The organism is Lysinibacillus sp. RC46, from assembly GCF_041262385.1.
Lineage (GTDB): Bacteria > Bacillota > Bacilli > Bacillales_A > Planococcaceae > Lysinibacillus.
On record NZ_JBGCCF010000010.1, the window covers coordinates 1 to 21919 of the forward strand.

The 21919-nt window shown below is 38.1% G+C and carries 17 protein-coding genes and 1 rRNA gene; 1 reads left to right on the top strand and 17 read right to left on the bottom strand.

What is annotated here, in order from left to right:
• The 13 genes from ABH966_RS10955 to ABH966_RS11015 form a co-directional block, all read right to left on the bottom strand.
• Window positions 1–316 (bottom strand): 16S ribosomal RNA (locus ABH966_RS10955); the annotation flags it as partial.
• A 918-nt stretch (window positions 317–1234) separates the two neighbouring features.
• Window positions 1235–2683: a S41 family peptidase gene (locus tag ABH966_RS10960; protein ID WP_370078285.1), complete on the bottom strand. Its 1449-nt coding sequence runs from the start codon at window positions 2681–2683 to the stop codon at window positions 1235–1237.
• Window positions 2684–2954: 271 nt separating this feature from the next.
• Window positions 2955–3548, bottom strand: a complete 594-nt coding sequence (locus ABH966_RS10965) for a redoxin domain-containing protein (protein WP_370078287.1) — start codon at window positions 3546–3548, stop codon at window positions 2955–2957.
• A 42-nt stretch (window positions 3549–3590) separates the two neighbouring features.
• The gene (locus ABH966_RS10970) at window positions 3591–4214 is read right to left on the bottom strand and encodes a hypothetical protein (RefSeq protein ID WP_370078289.1); all 624 of its coding nucleotides are present in this window, start codon (window positions 4212–4214) and stop codon (window positions 3591–3593) included.
• A gap of 297 nt (window positions 4215–4511) precedes the next feature.
• Window positions 4512–4694: a hypothetical protein gene (locus tag ABH966_RS10975; RefSeq protein ID WP_370078291.1), complete on the bottom strand. Its 183-nt coding sequence runs from the start codon at window positions 4692–4694 to the stop codon at window positions 4512–4514.
• 179 nt (window positions 4695–4873) lie between these two features.
• Entirely contained in the window at window positions 4874–6190 is a 1317-nt protein-coding gene (locus ABH966_RS10980) for a murein hydrolase activator EnvC family protein (RefSeq protein WP_370078293.1), read from the bottom strand.
• A gap of 80 nt (window positions 6191–6270) precedes the next feature.
• Window positions 6271–7155: a permease-like cell division protein FtsX gene (gene ftsX / locus ABH966_RS10985; protein ID WP_370078295.1), complete on the bottom strand. Its 885-nt coding sequence runs from the start codon at window positions 7153–7155 to the stop codon at window positions 6271–6273.
• Window positions 7145–7831 carry a cell division ATP-binding protein FtsE gene (gene ftsE, locus ABH966_RS10990; protein WP_370078297.1) on the bottom strand — a complete coding sequence of 229 codons (687 nt, stop codon included), beginning with the start codon at window positions 7829–7831 and terminating at the stop codon, window positions 7145–7147. The genes ftsX and ftsE overlap by 11 nt, the downstream gene beginning before the upstream one ends.
• 275 nt (window positions 7832–8106) lie before the next feature.
• Entirely contained in the window at window positions 8107–9297 is a 1191-nt protein-coding gene (locus tag ABH966_RS10995; protein ID WP_370078299.1) for a DUF4097 family beta strand repeat-containing protein, read from the bottom strand.
• Between the two features lie 60 nt (window positions 9298–9357).
• Complete coding sequence (locus ABH966_RS11000) at window positions 9358–9672, bottom strand: hypothetical protein (RefSeq protein WP_370078301.1); 315 nt, start codon at window positions 9670–9672, stop codon at window positions 9358–9360.
• 240 nt (window positions 9673–9912) lie between these two features.
• Window positions 9913–12777: an excinuclease ABC subunit UvrA gene (uvrA, locus tag ABH966_RS11005; protein ID WP_370078303.1), complete on the bottom strand. Its 2865-nt coding sequence runs from the start codon at window positions 12775–12777 to the stop codon at window positions 9913–9915.
• Between the two features lie 7 nt (window positions 12778–12784).
• Window positions 12785–14764, bottom strand: coding sequence for an excinuclease ABC subunit UvrB (uvrB, locus tag ABH966_RS11010; protein ID WP_370078305.1), 1980 nt, complete (start codon window positions 14762–14764; stop codon window positions 12785–12787).
• A gap of 357 nt (window positions 14765–15121) precedes the next feature.
• Entirely contained in the window at window positions 15122–15364 is a 243-nt protein-coding gene (locus tag ABH966_RS11015; RefSeq protein ID WP_370078485.1) for an IDEAL domain-containing protein, read from the bottom strand.
• A 225-nt stretch (window positions 15365–15589) separates the two neighbouring features.
• On the opposite strand from ABH966_RS11015, the gene ABH966_RS11020 reads away from it, so the two are divergent.
• Window positions 15590–16099 (top strand): competence protein ComK, encoded by a 510-nt coding sequence (locus ABH966_RS11020; RefSeq protein ID WP_370078307.1) that lies wholly within the window; start codon window positions 15590–15592, stop codon window positions 16097–16099.
• Between the two features lie 69 nt (window positions 16100–16168).
• Here ABH966_RS11020 and prfB read toward each other — a convergent pair.
• The 4 genes from prfB to hpf form a co-directional block, all read right to left on the bottom strand.
• Window positions 16169–17273 (bottom strand): peptide chain release factor 2 gene (prfB, locus tag ABH966_RS11025; RefSeq protein ID WP_370078309.1). Its coding sequence is split into 2 segments (ribosomal slippage): window positions 16169–17197 and window positions 17199–17273, totalling 1104 coding nucleotides; the frame shifts between segments, so codons are not numbered across the junction.
• A 171-nt stretch (window positions 17274–17444) separates the two neighbouring features.
• Complete coding sequence (locus tag ABH966_RS11030; RefSeq protein ID WP_370078311.1) at window positions 17445–17990, bottom strand: competence protein ComK; 546 nt, start codon at window positions 17988–17990, stop codon at window positions 17445–17447.
• 418 nt (window positions 17991–18408) lie between these two features.
• Window positions 18409–20919, bottom strand: a complete 2511-nt coding sequence (gene secA / locus ABH966_RS11035) for a preprotein translocase subunit SecA (protein WP_370078313.1) — start codon at window positions 20917–20919, stop codon at window positions 18409–18411.
• 281 nt (window positions 20920–21200) lie between these two features.
• Window positions 21201–21752, bottom strand: a complete 552-nt coding sequence (hpf, locus tag ABH966_RS11040) for a ribosome hibernation-promoting factor, HPF/YfiA family (protein WP_370078315.1) — start codon at window positions 21750–21752, stop codon at window positions 21201–21203.
• Between the last annotated feature and the right edge of the window lie 167 nt (window positions 21753–21919).

Here is a 21919-nt window from a genome sequence, read left to right on the forward strand (position 1 = left end):
GATCACCCTCTCAGGTCGGCTACGCATCGTCGCCTTGGTGAGCCGTTACCTCACCAACTAGCTAATGCGCCGCGGGCCCATCTTATAGCGACAGCCGAAACCGTCTTTCAGTATTTCACCATGAAGTGAAATAGATTATTCGGTATTAGCCCCGGTTTCCCGGAGTTATCCCAAACTATAAGGTAGGTTGCCCACGTGTTACTCACCCGTCCGCCGCTAACGTCAAAGGAGCAAGCTCCTTTTCTGTTCGCTCGACTTGCATGTATTAGGCACGCCGCCAGCGTTCGTCCTGAGCCAGGATCAAACTCTCCATAAAAAGAAATTTGATTAGCTCAAATTGTTTTGCTGGCATCATGTTTGATGTCCAAAATTTTGTTTCGTTCACCAACTCAAGGTTAGCTACTAAAAACTTTATTGATTACGTTTTGCTTGTTCAGTTTTCAAGGTTCATTTCGTTGCCGTTTCTCAACAGCAACTCTTATATAATATCATGTCGTTTGCTAGATGTCAATAACTAATTGCCTTTAAGTTATTCGTTTTTCAACAGCTGTCTTAACGACTTGTATAATATTACACTCTTAATTCAAAAAGGTCAACACTTTTTCTAAAAAAATCGATAGTTTTTCATTTCATTGAGAAACTACCTATTAAATATGATTAAGAAAACAATTTAATATTAGACTCACAATCTAAGTGAATTTAATGTTTTATTGTTATCTAAAATTCAGTTTAGTTCAATAAGGGGAATATAATAAAAAGATTTCTACTTAATTAAAGTGATTAAATGGGAAGTACATTGTTTATTAGAAACCAATTGAATTGTGGAAAAGAAAAGATGTATCTTAAAGAAGCATATGAATTTTGCGATAAAGAATAAGGATTAAGCTCTAATGACATTTGAATTCAAATTCCGACTCAATCGAATGCTGCAAACACGATATTACCACCCCTATAAGAGTCATAAGAAAATCATTTTTACATTTCCTTATTAAGCTAATGAGGGCTTTAGTGAACAAGGGTTTTAAAATTAAATACGAGCATGCTTTGATCCATTTTTTCAAAACATGCTCTTTAGATATGTTCCTATATCAAGGCTAATATCAATTATATAGCTACAACGGGCTACTCACTTTCTGTGAAAAGCTTCACTCTGCGACAGAAGCACAATAGCCCTCCGCTACAGTCAGCTATATACGGGAATACAAAATCAAAATATCAACAAAAAAATCCTTTTTTATTCTCCTTCAATATTGTGCAATAAAAAGCTTGTCGCCATTTGGAACTGTAAATCATTTTGACGGTCCTCTTTATATTTTTTCAACGTTTCGTTTAAGCTATTAAAGAAGGTAGTGTCTATATTATAATTATCTTCTGCTTTTTTCAATTTCTTATCCTCCCGATAAAGCTTAACAGCCTCCTCCGTCGATTCATCCAAGTAACCGTCTAAACGAGCAATTTTAAAACCTAGCTTTTTCAAAGCATTTTGCGTATAAGCAATTTCTTCACTCATATCGCCCTCTTTAAATTTCCCTGATAGCGGGTGCATTTGGAAAGCAAATAATTCATTTGGTTCAACCACTAAATTAGCCTCAATACCTTGCCCATGAATCCATTCGCGCTTTGGTGTCAGCCATTTATTTGTGGACAATTTAAGCTCTCCACCATTTTTCAGCGACCAAGACTCCTGTACTGTTCCCTTTCCGAAACTCTTGACACCAACAAGGGAGGCACGTCCCCAGCTTTTTAATGCGCCACTAAGTACTTCACTAGCAGATGCACTGCCCGCATTCTGTAAAACAACTATCGGCATCTTGTACATGGTCTGTAAATACTTTTCATCAAAGCTTTTTGATTCCGTTTTTAATGGTTCCATAGCACCTTCAGCATTTTGCATATAAGCAAACACTTTGCCTTTCTCCAATACTGTGCTCAGTAGCGCTGCGACGCTATGTAAATAACCACCCGGATTATCCCGCACATCAATTACTAACCCTTTTATATCTTGTCGAAGCAATTTACTCGTTTCGGCAACCCACTCATTTGCCGTTTTCTCACCAAAAAGTGAGATTTCCACATAACCTATCGGAGCATTTTCTACGTTCACTACTTCGCTCGTTACTGTTTTATTAGAAATTGCAGCTCGTTCCATCGTCATTTTAATATGTTTATCTTCACTTGGACGATAGACGACAATAGTTACTTTCGTCCCCTTCTCCCCTTGAATTAAATGCATTAATTCACTCATCGTTTTTCCATCTACCCGAACGCCATCAACTTGTACAATTTCATCGAGAGAGCGCATTCCTGCCTTATCTGCCGGGGATGAACGAACTGGAGATACAACAATAAATTTTCCGTTATTTTCAGATAGCTCAATCCCAATGCCTACTCTTTCTTCGGCTAACATTTGTCGGTGCTGTTCCGCCTCTTCCTTCGAATAATAGGTGCTGTAAGGGTCCTTTATAGCATCTGCCATACCACGAAGTGCTCCCTCCACCAATGCATCTTTTTTCGTACTGTATACAGATTTTTCCTCAATTAAATTCAACGCTTCATTAATCGAATCAACCTCTGCAACGACCGGCTCCTTTTTATCCCCTAAATTAAACCAGTCAAAATAAACTCCACTACCTAGCAATAGACTACTAGCAAGTACGCCGACACCAGCCATTATTTTGCGCAAACCTTCCCTCCTCCGTCTCTTCTACTGTATGAAGTTTATTTTTCAAACATACAAGATTAAACTTCAAAATAATTTGTTGAATACTATGATTTTTGTTTCAAGAGTATTCTATTGCGTATCGGGAGTATTTGATTTCTAGCGCAGGTATTCTATCGACAATCGTTAGTATTTATCCCTACCGCGGGTTTCCATCACGAATCGTGGACGCTTTATAAACAAATAAAAAATCTGCTTCGTTTCTTCAAGAAAACGAGCAGATTCTTTGATTTGATTAATCTAATGCATCTACATATTTTTTTAACATTTCTGCATTCATTGGCCCTTTAATAGCACGTTGAATATATCCATTTGAATCAATAAAATAGGTTGTAGGAATCGTTATTATTTGATAGGCAATGCCGATTGAGTTTTTCGGGTCTTGATCAAGTAAAATAGGGAATGTTAAATCAAAGCTATCTCTAAATGTCATCACAGAGTCTACTTTTGCGTCAGCTGTAACATCCCGTTCTTGAGTTGTTAAATTGACAGCTATTATTTCTACATTATCTTTTTTAGCATATTGTTCATAATAATTTTGCATATGTGGCATTTCTGCCTTACACGGTGGACACCATGTTGCCCAAAAGTTTAACACAACTTTTTTTCCACGAAGCTCACTCAAAGTCACGTTTTTACCATCTAAACTTGTTAAAGTAAAATCCGGTGGCGTATCTCCATTGCTTAAACCAATTTTTCGTTCATCCATTTCTTTTCCAAGAGAAGTTGTTTCAATTTCACGATCCTTATCAATCTGCTGTTTAACATATGTACCAATCATCACAGCTACTAATAACACGACGATAAGTAGCCCAATATTTTTTTTCATTCCTTACCTCCCAATAATTCAGTACTTCATTTTTGAACCATATCATTTAGATGTGCCAGCAAAACGCTGAATCACTATACCTAATATTAGTAATATGACGCTCACACCTACAGCCGGTTGCCATAAACCATACGGCTGAAAGAGAGCAACAATCATAAAACCAATCGTATATAAAAATAAAGCACGATTGATAGCTGTTATTTTCCATAATATGAGGACTGTTAGTATACTTAGTACAAGTAAAGTTATCACTTCGCTAGTGAGTTGATTATCATTTAGTAACACTACAAGCCATTGATATATCGATTGCGTTAAAATGATTGCCCAACTACAGGCAGCCACTCCAGTTGCGTCAAACTGAAATTGTTGCCGCTTCCACCAAAGCTGTAATGATGCTGCCATTACTCCTAAAAAGACACCAATTGTCCCACCATTAAAATAAAGGAGCGCAAATGGTTGAGCGATAACAGCTTTAAGATCAGTGACAATTATGCTAAATTTCCAAACGATAATAAAGGTAAAGATCGCGTCACCATATACCCCCGCCCATTTCTTCGGAAATTGCACCCGTAAAACTAGCCATACAATGAAAAAGGCCGCAAGAAGAGCGACATTTGTTGCTGGTAATGTTAGTGCCCGAATAGAAAACCATTCTGTATTATTCATCTAATAAATCCTCCAGATAGCTACAGCATAGCATATTATCTTTATATGAACTGTCATTTCACACTGTGTTCAAAAAATCTCCCTGAAACATGCAAAGAATAGACTCTTTATGAAAAATTCTATTGAAGTACCCATTTAGGTATTCATACTACAAATATATTACATAAAATGATGACACACTAGGAAAGAGGCTTCCAAATAATGCATCTGCTAAAAAAGCTCAGGTTCTACAGATGAATATATTTTTAACGTCAAAAATTGAGATGAGCATATTATATCGCTTTCCAAAAACGTTATTTACGTTTTATCCATCACTTCGCCTATTCTATCCGCAGTTTCGATAGTTCTATCCATCTTTTTGATGGTTCTATCCACAGTTATGATGGTTCTATCCATCATTCCGCAGGTTCTATCCACAGTTTTGATGGTTTTATCCATCACTTTGCCGTTTCTATCCTTCTTTATTATTTCTAAGCACACACGCGAAGATCCCCCAACGTTTCGTGCTAACTACCTGCCAATTCTTCTCAGTTTATGACACTATGCAATCTTAACTAGTCTTTTCAAACATTCGCTTTCATCTTGATTTAATAGAAACTTAATGGAAATTAAAAAAAGCTATACATTAGAAGAATCCTAATGTATAGCTTTTTAAGTTTTTAAATTGGAATATATTTTAGTGGATTGTCACTTCCGACTGCTTGTCCTCGCCAAGGGCCGATGTGCACTTCAAAGTGCAAGTGCGGTCCTGTTACACGTCCTGTATTACCCATGGCAGCAATTTGTTGACCTTGGGATACTTCTGTGCCAACACTAACGTTAAAGGAATTTAAGTGTGCATACACTGTCGTGTAAATTTGACCGTTGATAGAATGTGTAACGATGACACAATTACCATATGTGCTAAGTGGCGCAGCATAGGAAACAACACCGTCAGCAGCAGCCCATACTGGAGTACCTATACTATTTGCAAGATCGATTCCATAATGGAACTCTGAACCGCCAAATTCACGCCAGCCATAAGTTGATGTTAAACGACCATTTGTTGGTTTAACCCAAGTACCATTCGATTGTGGGGCATTGACTGTTGATGATCCAGATCCACCACCACTATTGCTCGAATTAGATGCATTGGCCTTGGCTGCGGCTGCGGCTGCTGCCTTACGTTTCGCTTCTTGTTGACGAGCAACTTCAGCTAATCGATTTTGCTCATCAATGATTTTTTGTTGTAATTCCGCGCTAATCTCAAGAGCCTCAGAATATTCTTTTTCAAGCAATACCTTTTCTGACTTCAGCTTTTCTTGTTCTTTTTCTAATTGATCAATTACTTTATTTTTCTCAGCTTTCTGTCCATCCAATGATGCTTTCAAACGATCAAGCTCAGCTTTTTTATCTTCGAGTTTTTGGCGTTTTCCTTCTAAGACTTGCTTTTGTTCCTCTAATTTTTGCTTATCCTCTTTTTGATCCTGGATAATTTGTCGATCCGCTTCAAGTAATGCATTGACCGCAGAGAATCGGTCGATAAAATCTACGAAGCTATTAGAACTAAGTAGTACGTCTAAATAGCTAACGGAACCACCCGCCTGAATGGCACGAGCACGATCCTCTAACAATAAATCACGCTCTTCAATTTTGTGCAGAAGCTCCGCAATAGAATCTTCTAAAGTTTTTATCTCTTCATTTGTAGATTGAATATCTGCCCATACATTTTTGATAGTACCGTTAGTTTTGTCGATTTCAGCATTTAATGTTTTAATTTGATCTAATAATTTTTCTTGCTTGTTATCATTTTCAGAAATAGCATTTGTTTTATTATTGATGGATGAATTTAAGCCATCTTTTTTTGATTCAATTTGTTTTTTTTCATCTTTTAAATCCGATAAACTAGTTGCATACGCTGATGGAGTTTGGATAAAAAGAAATAGTGCAGATGCTGCAGCAAGTGTTTTCAATGAGTTTTTCGCCATACTTTTCACCGGTTGAACTCCTTTTCGACTATTAATTTTGGTTGATTGTCATTCCTGCTAACACAACTTAGTGCGAAGCCTAACGAAAGCTAGATTTTTAAAAACTTACGTACTGACATGAAACTTCCCCAAATACCAATTAGTACACCGATGAGTAATAGTAGACCGCTTACTTGGTACACAAGAGGTGAGAAATCCAGTACTTGAACAAGTTCGCCTTTTAATCGAGGCGCAATAATTTTATATACATTGTGGTAAAGGGTTGCGATGACCGCAATCGGAATAATAGAACCTAAAATTCCGAGCCACATTCCTTCTAATAAAAATGGGATACGCACGAAAGAATTCGTTGCTCCGACAAGTTTCATAATTTCTATTTCATCACGACGTGCAATAATAGTAATTCGAATCGTATTAGAAATTAAGAAAATTGCTGTAAATAATAATCCACAAATAAGCACTATCCCTACGTTGCGGCTAATATTTAAGAAATTAAATAGTTTTTCTACTTTGCCTTCACCATACATAACGTCATATGTATACTCAAATTTATCAATTTTTTTAGCAACAGTAGCTGTTTTTTGAGGATCTGAAGCCTTCACATAAATAACATTACGTAATGGATTACTTTGCTCGAATAGTTTAAAATCGTCCCCAAAATCTTTTACTAATTTCGTTAATTCATTTTCCTTTGTCGAATAGTTCATCTCTGCGACATCTGGTAATTTCTTTATTTTTTCCATGAGCGCTTTTTCAGCAGCTTTATCTGCTGTTTCATCGATTAACACTTTAATTTCAACATCGTTCTCTAAATCAGATGCTACTTTATTTAAATTCATCATAATAAGCGCGAATACGCCTACTAATATTAATGTAACTGTTACTGCACTCACTGAGGCAATAGTCATCCAGCTATTACGGCCAAGAGACTTAAAACTTTCTCGGAAGTGACGTTTTACTGTATTAAATTTCATAGCCGTAGTCACCTCCGTGCTCATCACGGACAATCATTCCGCCTTCAATTGCAATTACTCGACGACGAATCGTATTTACGATTTCACGGTTATGGGTTGCCATTACTATAGTTGTACCTCTTGCATTAATTTCTTCGAATAAATTCATAATGTCCCAAGATGTCTCAGGGTCTAGATTCCCAGTAGGTTCATCCGCAATAACGACCTTCGGCACATTCACAATAGAACGTGCAATCGAAACACGCTGCTGTTCTCCACCTGAAAGCTCATTAGGGAACATTCTTACCTTTTGCTTCAGCCCCACGAGCTCTAAAACTTCCATTACCCGACGGCGAATTTCTATTGGGTCTTCCTCGATTACTTCTAGTGCAAACGCTACATTTTCATAAACATTCAAACGAGGTAGCAGTTTGAAGTCTTGGAAAACGACACCGATTTGACGGCGTAAAAAAGGTACCTTTTTATTTTTCAATTCTGCTAAATTTATGCCATTAACAGTGATATCTCCAGAAGTAGCTTTTTCCTCACGGTACATTAATTTAATAAATGTAGATTTACCTGCACCACTTGGACCTACAACATAGACAAATTCACCTTGCTTTATGTTAACGGAAATCCCATTTGTCGCAACAACGCCATTTGAGTACTTCTTTGTCACATTCTTCATTTCTATCATATTTAAACCACCTAAATCTCTTACCATGTAAGAGGTATTTCGTTCTCTATTATAGCACTCTATTTCTCCCTTTATTATTACAGTTTCATTTCATTACGTGGTAGTTCCTGTTATTTCGTTATTTGATTGCCATAAAAATATCATAAACTTGACATACAAGAAAACAAAAATCGAGCCCAATTGAGGAAAGTCGATTTCTGCTTTCTAGAATCTTCAAGCATAAAAAAAAGCATTCAAGCTATGTTGTTTTGCATAGCCTGAATGCTTTATATTTGTTAAATTTGCTGCTCGTCAGTTGTTGTATAGCGTACTAATACTGCACCTGTTTTAGACTCACCTTCGATAAATAAACGATTAGCATTTTCTATTTCTTTATCAAAACGTACTACTTTTGATAAAAATTGATCCTGTGATTCAATTTTTGAAGCGTCTTGAATACCGACATCTACTTTACCAAAATTCGTAACAATTTTACCGCTTAACGATATTGTACGTGGTACATACAATTCAACAGCTCCCGCGACTGTTTGTGCTTTGATTTTCGATGAATTAGTAGAGCAAGTTGTGACAACAACATGTCCATTAACCGATTTTGCTTCAACTTCATCCAATGCGCCATCTAAATAGACACGGCCATTCAATGTTTCAGCCTCTAAATCTTTACCACGAACATTTGTTAATTCAATGGAACCATTAGACGAATCTACTTCTGCCTTTCCAAAGTTAAACTTAGAGCCTTTAATCGCACCGTTTAATGTTTTTACTTTTAATCGCTCGATATCCGTATCTTGTAAAGTAACACTACCGTTCATTAAACGTACTGATAATTTTTCTAATTTATCCTTTGGAACAAGTACTTTAACATTTACTTGAACAAGCTTAAGTTGACTTAAAATTCGTAGTGAATCTCCATCTTCCTTGACAACGAATTGCTCTAGGAAGTTAGCGCGCGTTTCTTCTTCACCATTAACAAGAGGTGCCTTTACCTTGCAAATAACTTGGAAGCTATCTCCTTCAGCAGTTTCCAATGAAAAATTGCCATTCGGTAATTCAGCAATTATTTTGTCTACACGTTCTGCTGAAACTTCTTCCGTATGTGTAAACTCGAATTTATCACCAAATGGAGAAGTGACATCAAATTCTTTGACCTTTTTTACTGCCGTATTCATCATATCCATAAAGAGTGAACCAATTTGTGTTAAATCTTTACGGAAATCTCGCATTTCTTCTTGGAAATTTTTAGAGAAATCTTCATCTTTTTGCGATTGTTGATCGTTTTGACTGTCATCTTTAAATACTGGCTCTTTTTCTGTTGAGGAATACTGGTCCTCATTCACCACATCATTCATAACATTTTGAGTGGACTTGCTAGGTTGCTCTAATGCTTCTAATAATGTAATCGCCTCTTGCGCTGAAATTGTTCCTTTTTCCACAAGTTCTAAAATTCGTTGACGTTCATTTTGCATAATAAAAATAGCCTCCCTCAGTTCGTTATATTATTTATACGATTCATTTTGTGAAAAGTTTCACCATAAATGAAAATAATGGGTATATATCTTTTTTAGGCTCATTACCATAAGCGTGGGGTTGATTTCCGTTCCGGCTGGGCGCTTTGTTGCTGACGCTTCGCTTTCGCACAGATAAAACATTTGCCGCTGACGCTTCGCTTTCGCGCAGAGCAGAGCTTCCTGGGGGCGTCCGATGAGCCGCTTGGGCCAACAGATGTTTTTTGCGCGAAAGCGTAGTGCTAACGTAGCGGCAGCAGCACCGATGTTGGTCACGAAGGCGTTATCACAGGACGTGATGATTTTAGCCTTCGTTCCTCTATTGCTAATCTCCAAGGAGTCGCCCACCCTCCACTCCAATCAACTATCCACATGACATACGTTTTAACGTAAAGTCATCCAACTTTTGAATTATATCGGAACACTTTTAAGTATTATCGCCCAACTTTTGAAATTTATCGATAAACCTTCAACTTTTATCACCTCCAAATTCCGATTTTTATCGACATCCGCCTGCCGGACGCACGTAAAAAAAGTTCGCAAATCCCTATTAAGGAGTTTGCGAACTTTTTATAGTTATTGAGAAGCCTTTGTTAAAACAGCTTCCATACGCATACGATCTCTTGTTAATATCGGTTTTAAATATTTCCCGGTATAAGAGCCACTTACTTCAGCGACTTCTTCCGGTGTACCTGTCGCCACAATAGTACCACCTTTGTCTCCGCCTTCAGGCCCTAAATCGATAATGTAGTCTGCTGTTTTGATGACATCTAAATTATGTTCGATGACTAGCACAGAATCGCCATTTTCTACAAGACGCTGTAAAACAACGAGTAAACGTGCAATATCATGCGCATGTAAGCCAGTTGTCGGCTCATCTAAAATATAGAATGATTTACCTGTTGAACGACGGTGTAATTCAGAGGCTAATTTTACACGCTGTGCCTCACCACCGGATAGAGTTGTAGCAGGTTGTCCTAATTTCATATAGCCTAATCCTACATCCACGATCGTTTGTAGCTTACGTTGGATTTTCGGAATATTTTCGAAGAATACTACTGCATTTTCAATCGTCATATCTAAAATATCTGCAATGCTCTTATCTTTATATTTCACTTCAAGCGTTTCACGGTTATAACGCTTTCCATGGCAGACTTCACACGGCACGTAAACATCTGGTAGGAAATGCATTTCAATTTTTATTATACCGTCACCACGACAAGCCTCACAGCGGCCTCCCTTAACGTTGAAGCTAAAGCGACCTTTTTTATAGCCACGTACCTTTGCTTCATTTGTTGTTGCAAAAACATCTCGAATATCATCGAAAACGCCTGTATACGTAGCAGGGTTAGAGCGAGGTGTACGACCGATTGGTGATTGGTCAATATCAATAACCTTTTCGAGCTCTTCCATCCCCGTTACTTCTTTATGTTCTCCTGGCTTCACTTTCGAACGATTAAGCTTTTGAGCCAATGATTTATATAAAATTTCATTAATAAGCGTCGATTTACCTGAACCAGAAACCCCTGTTACGGCAACGAATAAGCCAAGTGGTATATCAACTTTCACGTTTCGAAGGTTATTTTCCTTGGCACCTTTAATCGATAATTTGCGTCCATTCGGTTTGCGTCGCTCAATTGGCAATGGAATAAACTTCTTGCCACTTAAATATTGCCCCGTCAATGACTTTTCATTTTCCATTACTTCCTGCGGTGTTCCTGCCGCTACAATTTGACCGCCATGCACACCTGCACCAGGACCAACATCAATGAGGTAATCAGCCGCCAGCATTGTATCTTCATCGTGTTCGACAACAATTAGCGTATTGCCTATATCACGCATATTTTGCAGTGTACTAATAAGACGGTCATTATCACGTTGATGCAAGCCGATTGATGGCTCGTCTAAAATATAGAGAACGCCAGTTAAACGCGAGCCGATTTGTGTCGCAAGGCGAATTCGTTGAGCTTCTCCCCCTGAAAGCGTCCCTGCTGCTCGACTTAACGTTAAATAATCTAACCCTACATTGACAAGGAAGCCCAGTCGTTCTTCAATTTCACGTAAAACAAGTCGAGCAATTTTCATATCCTTTTCTGATAAATCCAGTTCTTTGAAAAATGTATCAGCTTCCTGAATTGAATACTGTGTAACTTCACCAATATGTTTATCTGCTAGTTTTACAGCTAATGTTTCAGGCTTTAAACGATAGCCTTTACAAGATGGACATGCTTGCTGCGCCATATATTTTTCCATTTGTTCACGCACATAATCAGACGTTGTCTCCTTAAAACGTCGTTCAACATTACGGACAACACCTTCGAATTCAATCATTTGATCTCGCACATTGCCAAACTCATTTTCATAATGGAAATGGATTTTATCTTTACCAGAACCATATAATATTTTATCCATCTTTTCTTTCGGAAAATCCTTTACTGGAACGTCCATTGGGATATCATAATGATCGCACACAGCCTTTAATAATTGTGGGTAATATTGAGAACTTGTTGGTTCCCACGGTGCTATAGCATGCTCTAATAGACTACGATCCCAATCAGGCACTACTAAATCAAGATCTACCTCTTGTGTCGAGCCTAAACCATCACAGCTCGGACAAGCTCCAAACGGACTATTAAATGAAAACATGCGAGGCTCTAGCTCACCTATTGAAAATCCACATAATGGACAAGCATGATGCTCACTAAATAATAATTCCTCATGCTCTATCACATCAACAAGTACGCGCCCGTCTGCCAAACGTAATGCTGTCTCTAAGGAATCACTAAGACGTGCTGCGACACCTTCCTTCATCACAACACGATCGATGACTACTTCGATTGAATGCTTTTTGTTTTTATCAAGTTCAATCGCATCATCTAAATCTCGTAGATCACCGTCAATACGTACCCGAACAAAGCCTTGCTTTTTTAAATCTTCCAGTAGCTTTACGTGCGTTCCTTTACGCCCTGATACCATCGGAGCAAGCAACTGCATTTTCGTTCTTTCTGGAAAAGTTAATAAACGATCGACCATTTGCTCAATCGTTTGGGACGTAATTTCAATACCATGATTCGGACAAATAGGCTTCCCGATGCGCGCAAATAGCAAACGTAAATAATCATAGATTTCCGTTACTGTCCCAACTGTAGAACGTGGGTTACGGCTCGTCGTTTTTTGATCGATTGAAATAGCAGGAGATAATCCCTCTATTGCATCAACATCTGGTTTATCCATTTGACCAAGGAATTGACGGGCATAGGCTGAAAGGGATTCTACATAACGACGTTGCCCCTCGGCATAAATCGTATCGAAAGCTAATGATGATTTCCCTGAGCCTGATAAACCTGTTAGCACGACTAGTTGATCACGTGGAATTGTGACATTAATATTTTTTAAATTATGTGCTCGTGCGCCCTGCACGACTATTTCAGTATTTTTCACAAGCCATTCACCCTTCTAACTTCAATTCAAATATTGTATCGCGCAGCTCAGCAGCACGTTCGAAATCGAGTGCTTTTGCCGCTTCCTTCATTTCTACTTCTAAAGTAGCAAGTAACTGATCTCTTTCCGCCTTCGTCAGCTTCTTACCTTTTGTTGCCTTCGTTACATAGGATTCTTCTTCCTCTGCCACCTGTGTCGCACGAATAACATCAGGAATTTTCTTAACGATCGTTTTCGGTGTTATGCCATGCTCTTCGTTATACGCCATTTGCAGTGTTCGACGACGCTTCGTTTCCTCAATCGCCTTTTTCATCGAATCCGTCATATTATCTGCGTACATAATGACATGACCATTGGCATTACGCGCGGCACGTCCAATCGTTTGAATTAATGAACGCTCTGAACGTAAAAATCCTTCCTTATCAGCATCTAAAATCGCCACAAGGGAAACCTCAGGAATATCTAGCCCTTCTCGCAATAAGTTAATGCCGATTAAAACATCGTAAGTACCTTTTCGCAGCTCGCGAATAATTTCAATTCGCTCTAGCGTCTTAATCTCTGAATGCAAGTACTCCACCTTTAAGCCCATTTCTTTCAAATAAGCTGATAAATCCTCTGACATTTTTTTCGTCAATGTCGTCACGAGCACTCGTTCATTACGAGCAATACGACCTTGAATCTCATCGATTAAATCATCAATTTGCCCTTCAATAGGACGTACCTCAATTTGTGGATCAAGCAGCCCAGTTGGACGAATAATTTGCTGCACCATTTCCGGAGTATGCTCAAGCTCATACGGGCCAGGTGTTGCCGATACATAAATAGCTTGATGTATATGTTTCTCATATTCTTCAAAACGTAAAGGGCGGTTATCTAGTGCTGATGGCAAACGGAAACCATGCTCAACTAGCACACCTTTACGTGCTTGGTCACCGTTATACATCCCTCGAACTTGTGGCAAAGTAACGTGACTTTCATCGACAACAAGTAAAAAATCATCAGGGAAATAATCAAGTAGCGTATATGGAGTTGCCCCCGCTTCACGCAATGTTAAATGACGCGAATAGTTTTCGATACCTGAGCAAAAGCCCATTTCACCCATCATTTCTAAATCATAACGAGTACGTTGCTCTAAACGCTGTGCCTCCAATAATCTATCCTCTGCACGTAAAAGAGCTAGACGCTCCTCCAACTCTTTTTCAATATTTTCAATGGCTTTTCGCATTTTTTCTTCTCGCGTAACGAAGTGGGATGCTGGGAAAATAGCTACATGATCACGATCCGCTAATATTTCACCAGTTAACGCATCCACTTCGCGAATTCGATCGATCTCGTCCCCAAAAAATTCCACGCGGATACATTGTTCGTCTCGGGATGCAGGGAATATTTCCACTACATCGCCACGTACCCGAAACGTACCACGTGTAAAACTCACATCATTACGCTCATACTGTACATCGACCAATTTTCGAAGCAACTGATTACGTTCAATTTCCATTCCAGTCCGTACCGATACGACCATTTCACGATATTCTTCTGGAGAACCTAGACCATAAATACAGGACACGGATGCAATAATAATGACATCATCACGCTCGAATAATGAAGATGTTGCAGAGTGACGCAACTTATCAATTTCATCATTAATGCTTGAATCCTTCTCGATATAAGTATCCGTCTGCGGTACATAGGCCTCTGGCTGAAAGTAATCATAGTAGCTGACAAAGTATTCAACTGCATTATTAGGGAAGAACTCTTTAAATTCACTATATAATTGACCCGCTAATGTTTTATTGTGTGCCATAATAAGCGTCGGTTTTTTTACCTGTTTAATGACATTAGAAATCGTAAACGTTTTTCCTGTTCCTGTTGCACCGAGCAACGTTTGATGACGTTTACCTGCATGGACACCCTCCACTAATTCCGCAATTGCCTGTGGCTGATCTCCATTAGGCGTATATGGCGCTTGTAAATCAAATGTTTGCACACATGTCCCCGTCCTTTCCTACCAATTTGATACATATATTTTAGCATAGCATTATTAAAATTTCGAACATTTAACGAACGAATGTTTGTAAAAATTTTTCCGTATGCTATATTTAAGGTGATCGCGATAGAACGTATGTACTAATTACAACCTATCTATAAATAGATTACCCTTTCCAAATGTTAGCTAATCGAGATGGGTAAATGTAAATGCCCTAACTTAGAGGGGATCTCGGTTGCCAGTAAATCTGATCAGATGGAACGGATATCTGCTCGGGTTGACGGTAAATCTGATCAGCTAGAACGAAAATAGCAAAAAAATCCCGCTCTCTAATAAGTGGAGAGCGGGCTCGTCATATTATTCACTTGCATCTTGGTGTAAAATTACTAGTTCGGCTGCGTATAGATGAAATGCCTTTTCATCTTTTTCATCGAGTGCTCTATCTATCAGAACCATGAGCTGCTCTTCACGATGCATACGCTGGATATGATTTAAAAATAAATCTAAATAAATCTCGTTTAATAATTTCTCTGCCTCATCAACTTTCTTAGACTGACCAACGGCTTTCAGAAAATCTGTATACGAATAATATTTATCCAACGATCTCACCTCGATCCTTTTCTAAATTATAAGAAAATTGAAATTAAAATGCAATGCTTAAGAACTGAAAATCACTTCGATTTACTATTAATCTCGTACAATTTCAAGCAATTTCTCTATACAATCGCTTGATATATCAACGGTTTTCTCTTTTTATCTATATTTTCAGAATTTAAATTTGTGTTCTACACTTCAGTAACAAATAGAAAAAGGAGGTTTACATAGATGTCATCAAACTACATCAATGGATATTTAATGTCTTTCAACACCTATTTACTTCAGCCAATGCAGTATGACTCTAAAATTTTCACAAGGGTAATTGATAAGCATAATGAGCTGATCGTCACACGGAAACCAATGCATATATTACGAAAATCTTGTATCTCACTTGGAACAACCTATGAAGCAGCAAGACATTCCGCCAAACGCTTTTTCGGCAATCAACATAAGCTTCCAATCGTTGTTGCTTATGATTATGGTTATCCTTGTATTTTCCTACCAACGTTTTCTCCTAACTCTATCCACAATATTTGGATTGGACTTCACGCCATTTCGAATATTGTACCGAGTAAAATGGGTTGTATCGTTACACTGAAAAATGATAAACAGATTGAGCTACCTATTCAATATGCTTCGATTAGCAAGCAATTTGTCAATGCATCGATGCTTTATAAACATTACATGAATGAACGTAAGGAGATTAGCCAAGACACTCCGTATCATCCACCTTTTTAATTTGAATGGTCTATCAAACTAAAAAACCCCTCAAAAGCACAGTTTCATTGTGCCTTTGAGGGGCTTTCATTACCCGATTTTCGAACGTAAATATGCATTAATGAATGGATCTACATCGCCATCCATCACTGCTCCTACATTACCTGTTTCTTCATTTGTACGATGATCTTTCACCATTGAATATGGATGGAATACATATGAACGAATTTGTGAACCCCAGCCGATTTCCTTCTGTTCACCACGGATTTCATCTAGCTGTGCCTGCTGCTTTTCGATCTCTAATTGATAGAGTTTCCCTTTTAACATCGTCATTGCTTTTTCACGGTTTTTAATCTGTGAACGTTCTGCCTGACATTGTACGACAGTACCAGTTGGAATGTGCGTAATACGAACAGCTGAATCTGTTGTATTAATGTGCTGACCACCTGCACCTGTTGCACGATACGTATCAATTTTTAAATCCTCTGTACGAATATCAATTTCAATATTGTCATCGAATTCAGGCATAACATCACAAGAAACGAACGATGTATGACGACGACCAGAAGAGTCAAACGGTGAAATACGTACTAAACGATGGACACCTTTTTCTGCTTGCAAATAGCCATAAGCATTATGACCCTTAATGGACAATGTTACAGATTTAATCCCTGCTTCATCGCCTGGAAGATAATCAACTGTTTCGACTTTAAAGCCACGTTTTTCCGCCCAGCGTGTGTACATACGAAGTAGCATTGAGCCCCAATCCTGAGATTCCGTACCACCTGCTCCTGGATGCAGCTCTAAAATCGCATTATTTTGATCGTATGGACCGCTTAATAGTAATTGCAGCTCAAAATCGCCCATTTTTTGCTGGAATTCTACTAATTCATTGCCTAGCTCCTCCTGCAATTCTTCATCAGGCTCTTCGCGCAATAGCTCTAGCGTCATATCTAGGTTCTCATACGTTTCCAATAAATCTTTATACTCATTAACTGTTGCCTTTAAGCCATTGCTCTCATTAATGATTACCTGTGCCCCTTGCTGATCATCCCAGAAAGCTGGCTCAAGCATCATTTCATCTAATTCTTGAATGCGTGCCTCTTTGTTTTCTAAGTCAAAGAGACCCCCTAAAATCCGCCAATTTTTTGGCTGAAGTGTCTAACGCGTTACGTACATCTGCTAATTCAATCATTGTTAAATCCTCCGAACATTATTAAGGGGGCAAACTTGTATGATAGAAGTTTAAAAATCAGCAAATAAAATGATTTTAAAATACTGATACTTCATTTTTAAAGCCCCGATCTCTTTATTATAACGTTTTTACGGCGGAAAACATACTTTTTTACAATACAGAGGATTCGTTTCAGTCTTTTTCAGCTTCATCCTCAAAGATAACATCGTTCGCCATTCGTTGGAATACTTTACCTTGATCATATTGAACTAATAAATTCTTTGTTCGTTTTTCCAGTTTATATTTTAATAAATAAGCTCTTTGAATTCTGGTTTCAAATGCTCTAACACTTAGATCTACATTAGTTTCATAGCCGTTCATAAAAATTACTTTTGTATTCTTTTTATCGACAGCTAGATAGTCCTGAATATGATGAACGGCAAACCATATACATTCCTGTCGTAAATAAGACATACTTGGAAACCATACAATATTACTTTGTTCATGAACAACAATTGGATTTTTATTCAACTTTCCAAGTATCATTCTCGAGCCATCGAAAGCCCCTCTTAAGCTAGAACCAAAATAACGTAGATTATAATCCATTAATTTTGTCGGCGCTAATTTTGATATATATTCGTAATCCCTTTCTATTACACGTGTACACAAGTTACCATGGGCATCATACTCCGGTATATACAGCATCGTTTTACTACTCATAATGTCATCATTATGCATGTCAATCCTCCTTAAAATAGTATTTATCCAATGTAATTCCTCGGGAAGGTCTGGCCATGACAACATTTCTCGAGGATTTTTTATATCCACCCATGAATCACCCCCTTTATTCAAAAATCAGGTTCAAATCAACGAAACTTTCCAACTATTCATCTTTATAATAAATCAGAAAAAAGTTATAAACATTACCCTTTTTATTGAACTATTTACCTATTGTTGTAGTATTATATATCTTTTTTCTGAATTTTCCGTCATTTCATTTCATTTAAACTTTATTGAAAAACCTCCTACTTACTAACTAACGATTGTTCGCACATTTGCTATGGTCTTAGCTAGCAGAATGAGTATCGTGAAAACATCCTAAAACATAGAAAAAAGACCATTCTAACATAAAGTTAAAATGATCTTTTTCGAAAAATTATTGAGCTGCACCATGGCAGTTTTTAAATTTCTTACCGCTTCCGCATGGACATGAATCATTACGCCCGACATTTTCTGCCTTACGAGCAGGTTGCTTTTTCGGAGCTGAGCCGCCATCCTCTTTCGGATTAACAGCTTGACCTTTTGCAACTTCCTCACGCTCTAAATTATTATGGATTTCTGCCTTCATCGCATATTTTGCTACATCTTCGCGAATGGAAGCGACCATATCCTCAAACATAGCAAAGCCCTCTTGTTGATACTCACGAAGCGGGTCATTTTGACCATATGCACGAAGATGGATACCTTGACGTAGCTGATCCATAGCATCGATATGATCAATCCACTTCGTATCAATTGAACGTAATAAGATAACCTTTTCAAATTCACGCATACGCTCTGGCGTAAGCTGTTCTTCTTTTTCATCATAACGCGTTTGGACAGCGTTAGAAATTAGTTGGTTAATCTCTTCTGCGGATTTACCTTGGAAATCTTCCACCTTCAAATCGCCTTCATCTAATAGGTTTGCTGCAACATAGTCATCAATTGCTTTTAAATGCCAATCTTTTTGCTCACCTTGCGTATACAATGCGACAACGTTGTCGATCGTTTCTTGAATCATAGACTCAACAAGCACACGCATATTTTCTGTTTCTAATACGTCGTAACGCTCTTTATAAATAATCTCACGTTGCTGACGTAACACATCATCATATTGTAATAGACGTTTACGAGCATCGAAGTTATTACCTTCAACGCGTTTTTGAGCTGATTCTACTGCTCTTGAAACAACTTTAGATTGTAGTGGCTGTGAATCATCCATCCCTAATTTCATCATCATGTTCTTCATATTATCGGAGCCAAAACGACGCATTAATTCATCTTCTAGTGACAGATAGAATTGAGTAATCCCCGGGTTCCCTTGACGACCAGAACGACCACGTAGCTGATTATCGATACGACGAGATTCATGACGCTCCGTACCAATTACCGCTAAACCGCCAAGCTCCATTACACCTTCTCCAGGTTTAATGTCCGTACCACGACCAGCCATGTTCGTAGCAATTGTTACTGCACCCTGCGTACCAGCATTCGCAATAATTTCTGCTTCACGCTCATGGTTTTTCGCGTTTAATACGTTATGTGGGATTTTATGTTTATCCAATAAATTCGAAATAATTTCAGATGTTTCAATAGCAACAGTACCGACAAGAACTGGTTGTCCAGCTCTATGGCGCTCTGCAATATCTGCCGCCACCGCTTTATATTTCCCTTCCATCGAAGCAAAAATTAAGTCCGGACGGTCATCACGAGCAATCGGCTTATTCGTAGGAATCGCCACAACACTCATATTATAAATATTACGGAATTCCTCTTCCTCTGTTTTCGCAGTACCTGTCATACCCGAAAGCTTTAGATACATACGGAAGTAGTTTTGGAACGTAATTGTCGCCATCGTCATCGATTCATTTTGAATCTCTACGCCCTCTTTAGCTTCAATTGCCTGATGCAGTCCATCTGAGTAACGACGACCTTTCATTAAACGACCTGTAAAGCCGTCAACAATAATGATTTCGCCCTCTTGTACAACATAATCAACATCATTATGCATACTTACATGTGCCTTTAACGACTGGTTAATCGCATGGTTTAAACGCACATGTGTTAAATCAAACAGGTTATCAATGCCAAATGCTTTCTCTGCTTTTTCAACACCAGCATCTGTTAACGTAACACCTTTTGTAGATTCTTCATATGTGTAATCTGTTTCCGCACTTAACATACGAACAAACGCATTAGACTGTTTATAAAGCTGCGCTGATTTCCCAGCCTGACCCGAAATAATTAATGGAGTACGCGCTTCATCAATTAAAATCGAGTCAACCTCATCGATTACCGCAAAATGTAGCGGACGTTGTACACGTTCTTCTTTATAAAGCACCATATTATCACGTAAATAGTCAAAGCCAAGCTCATTGTTTGTACTATACGTAATATCAGCTTCATAGGCTGCACGTTTTTCTTCTTTTGATAAGCTGTTCAAGTTTAAACCAACCGTTAAACCTAAGAAATTATACAAATGTCCCATTTCCTCAGCGTCACGACTCGCTAAATATTCGTTGACTGTCACAACGTGTACGCCTTTACCAGTAATAGCATTTAGGTAAACAGCCATTGTAGCCGTTAACGTTTTACCTTCACCGGTTTTCATTTCCGCAATATTACCTTCATCTAGTGAAGCAGCACCCATAATTTGTACACGGAATGGGTACATCTCTAACACACGCTTTGACCCTTCTCGACAAACGGCAAAAGCTTCCGCACGAATCGAGTCTAAATGCTCTCCGTCGGCATAGCGTTTTTTAAACTCTTCTGTTTTCGCTTGTAATTGATCATCTGAAAGCTGTTCCATTTGAGAAGCGAATCCCTCAACCTGGTCAGCGATTTTTTCTAATTTTTTTAGTTCACGTTTATTGAAATCAAATAATTTATTTAATAGGTTTGCCATGAATTTTTTCACTTCCTATATAGTCTCAACTTTCATTTTACCATTGTGTAACAGTTTCATGCAAACAGAGTCCTTAGCATGAAAGGAAATCATATCAATTACGCCTTGGCGTGATTGCGTCCGGATTTTGAATTGTGCTAGCACAATTCAAAATCCGTGATATCTGCCAGAGGCTTATCTTCATTCAGTAGGCGTTCGGTGAAAATTGAGGTAAGAATTCCTACTGAATGAAGATAAAAAAGGCTCCCGCTTTTCGCGAGAGCCCTTGTGCATATTAAAATTTAAGTTGTTTCAATTAAGCCATATTTACCGTCTTTGCGTTTGTAGACAATATTTGTGCCGTTTGATTCTGCATCTGTGAAGATATAGAAATCATGCCCTAGCATATTCATTTGTAAGACAGCTTCTTCTTGATCCATCGGTTTTAAATCAAATTGCTTTGTACGAACAATTGAGTATTCATCTTCCTCTGTAACTGCATCAGCGGCTGCTTGAGAAGTAGCAAAATAAAGGCCTGTACCTTCGCGCTCACGGAATTTACGATTTACCTTTGTTTTATGCTTACGGATTTGACGTTCTAATTTATCAACGATTAAGTCAACCGCAGCATACATATCATTATGACGCTCTTCTGCACGAAGAGTTAAGTTCTTCATTGGAATTGTAACTTCCACTTTAGTTTGCTTGTCATTATAAACCTTTAAATTTACGTTAGCATTGGCGTTAACATCTTCGTTAAAATAACGTTCAACTTTTTCGATTTTGTTTTCAACATACTCTCGAATAGCTGGAGTTACCTCAATATTTTCACCGCGAATGTTAAAGTTTAACATGTAAACTCCTCCTTTATAACTGCTATACTTTATACTTCTACACAAGTGTGCGAAATTCCTCTAAAATAATTCTTTTTTTCAAAAAAATTTTTTCCTGAAATAATGTGTAGCATTTGCGAAAGCAAAGAAGTTAGATATGGGATGAACAAAATCATCCCCCACTGATG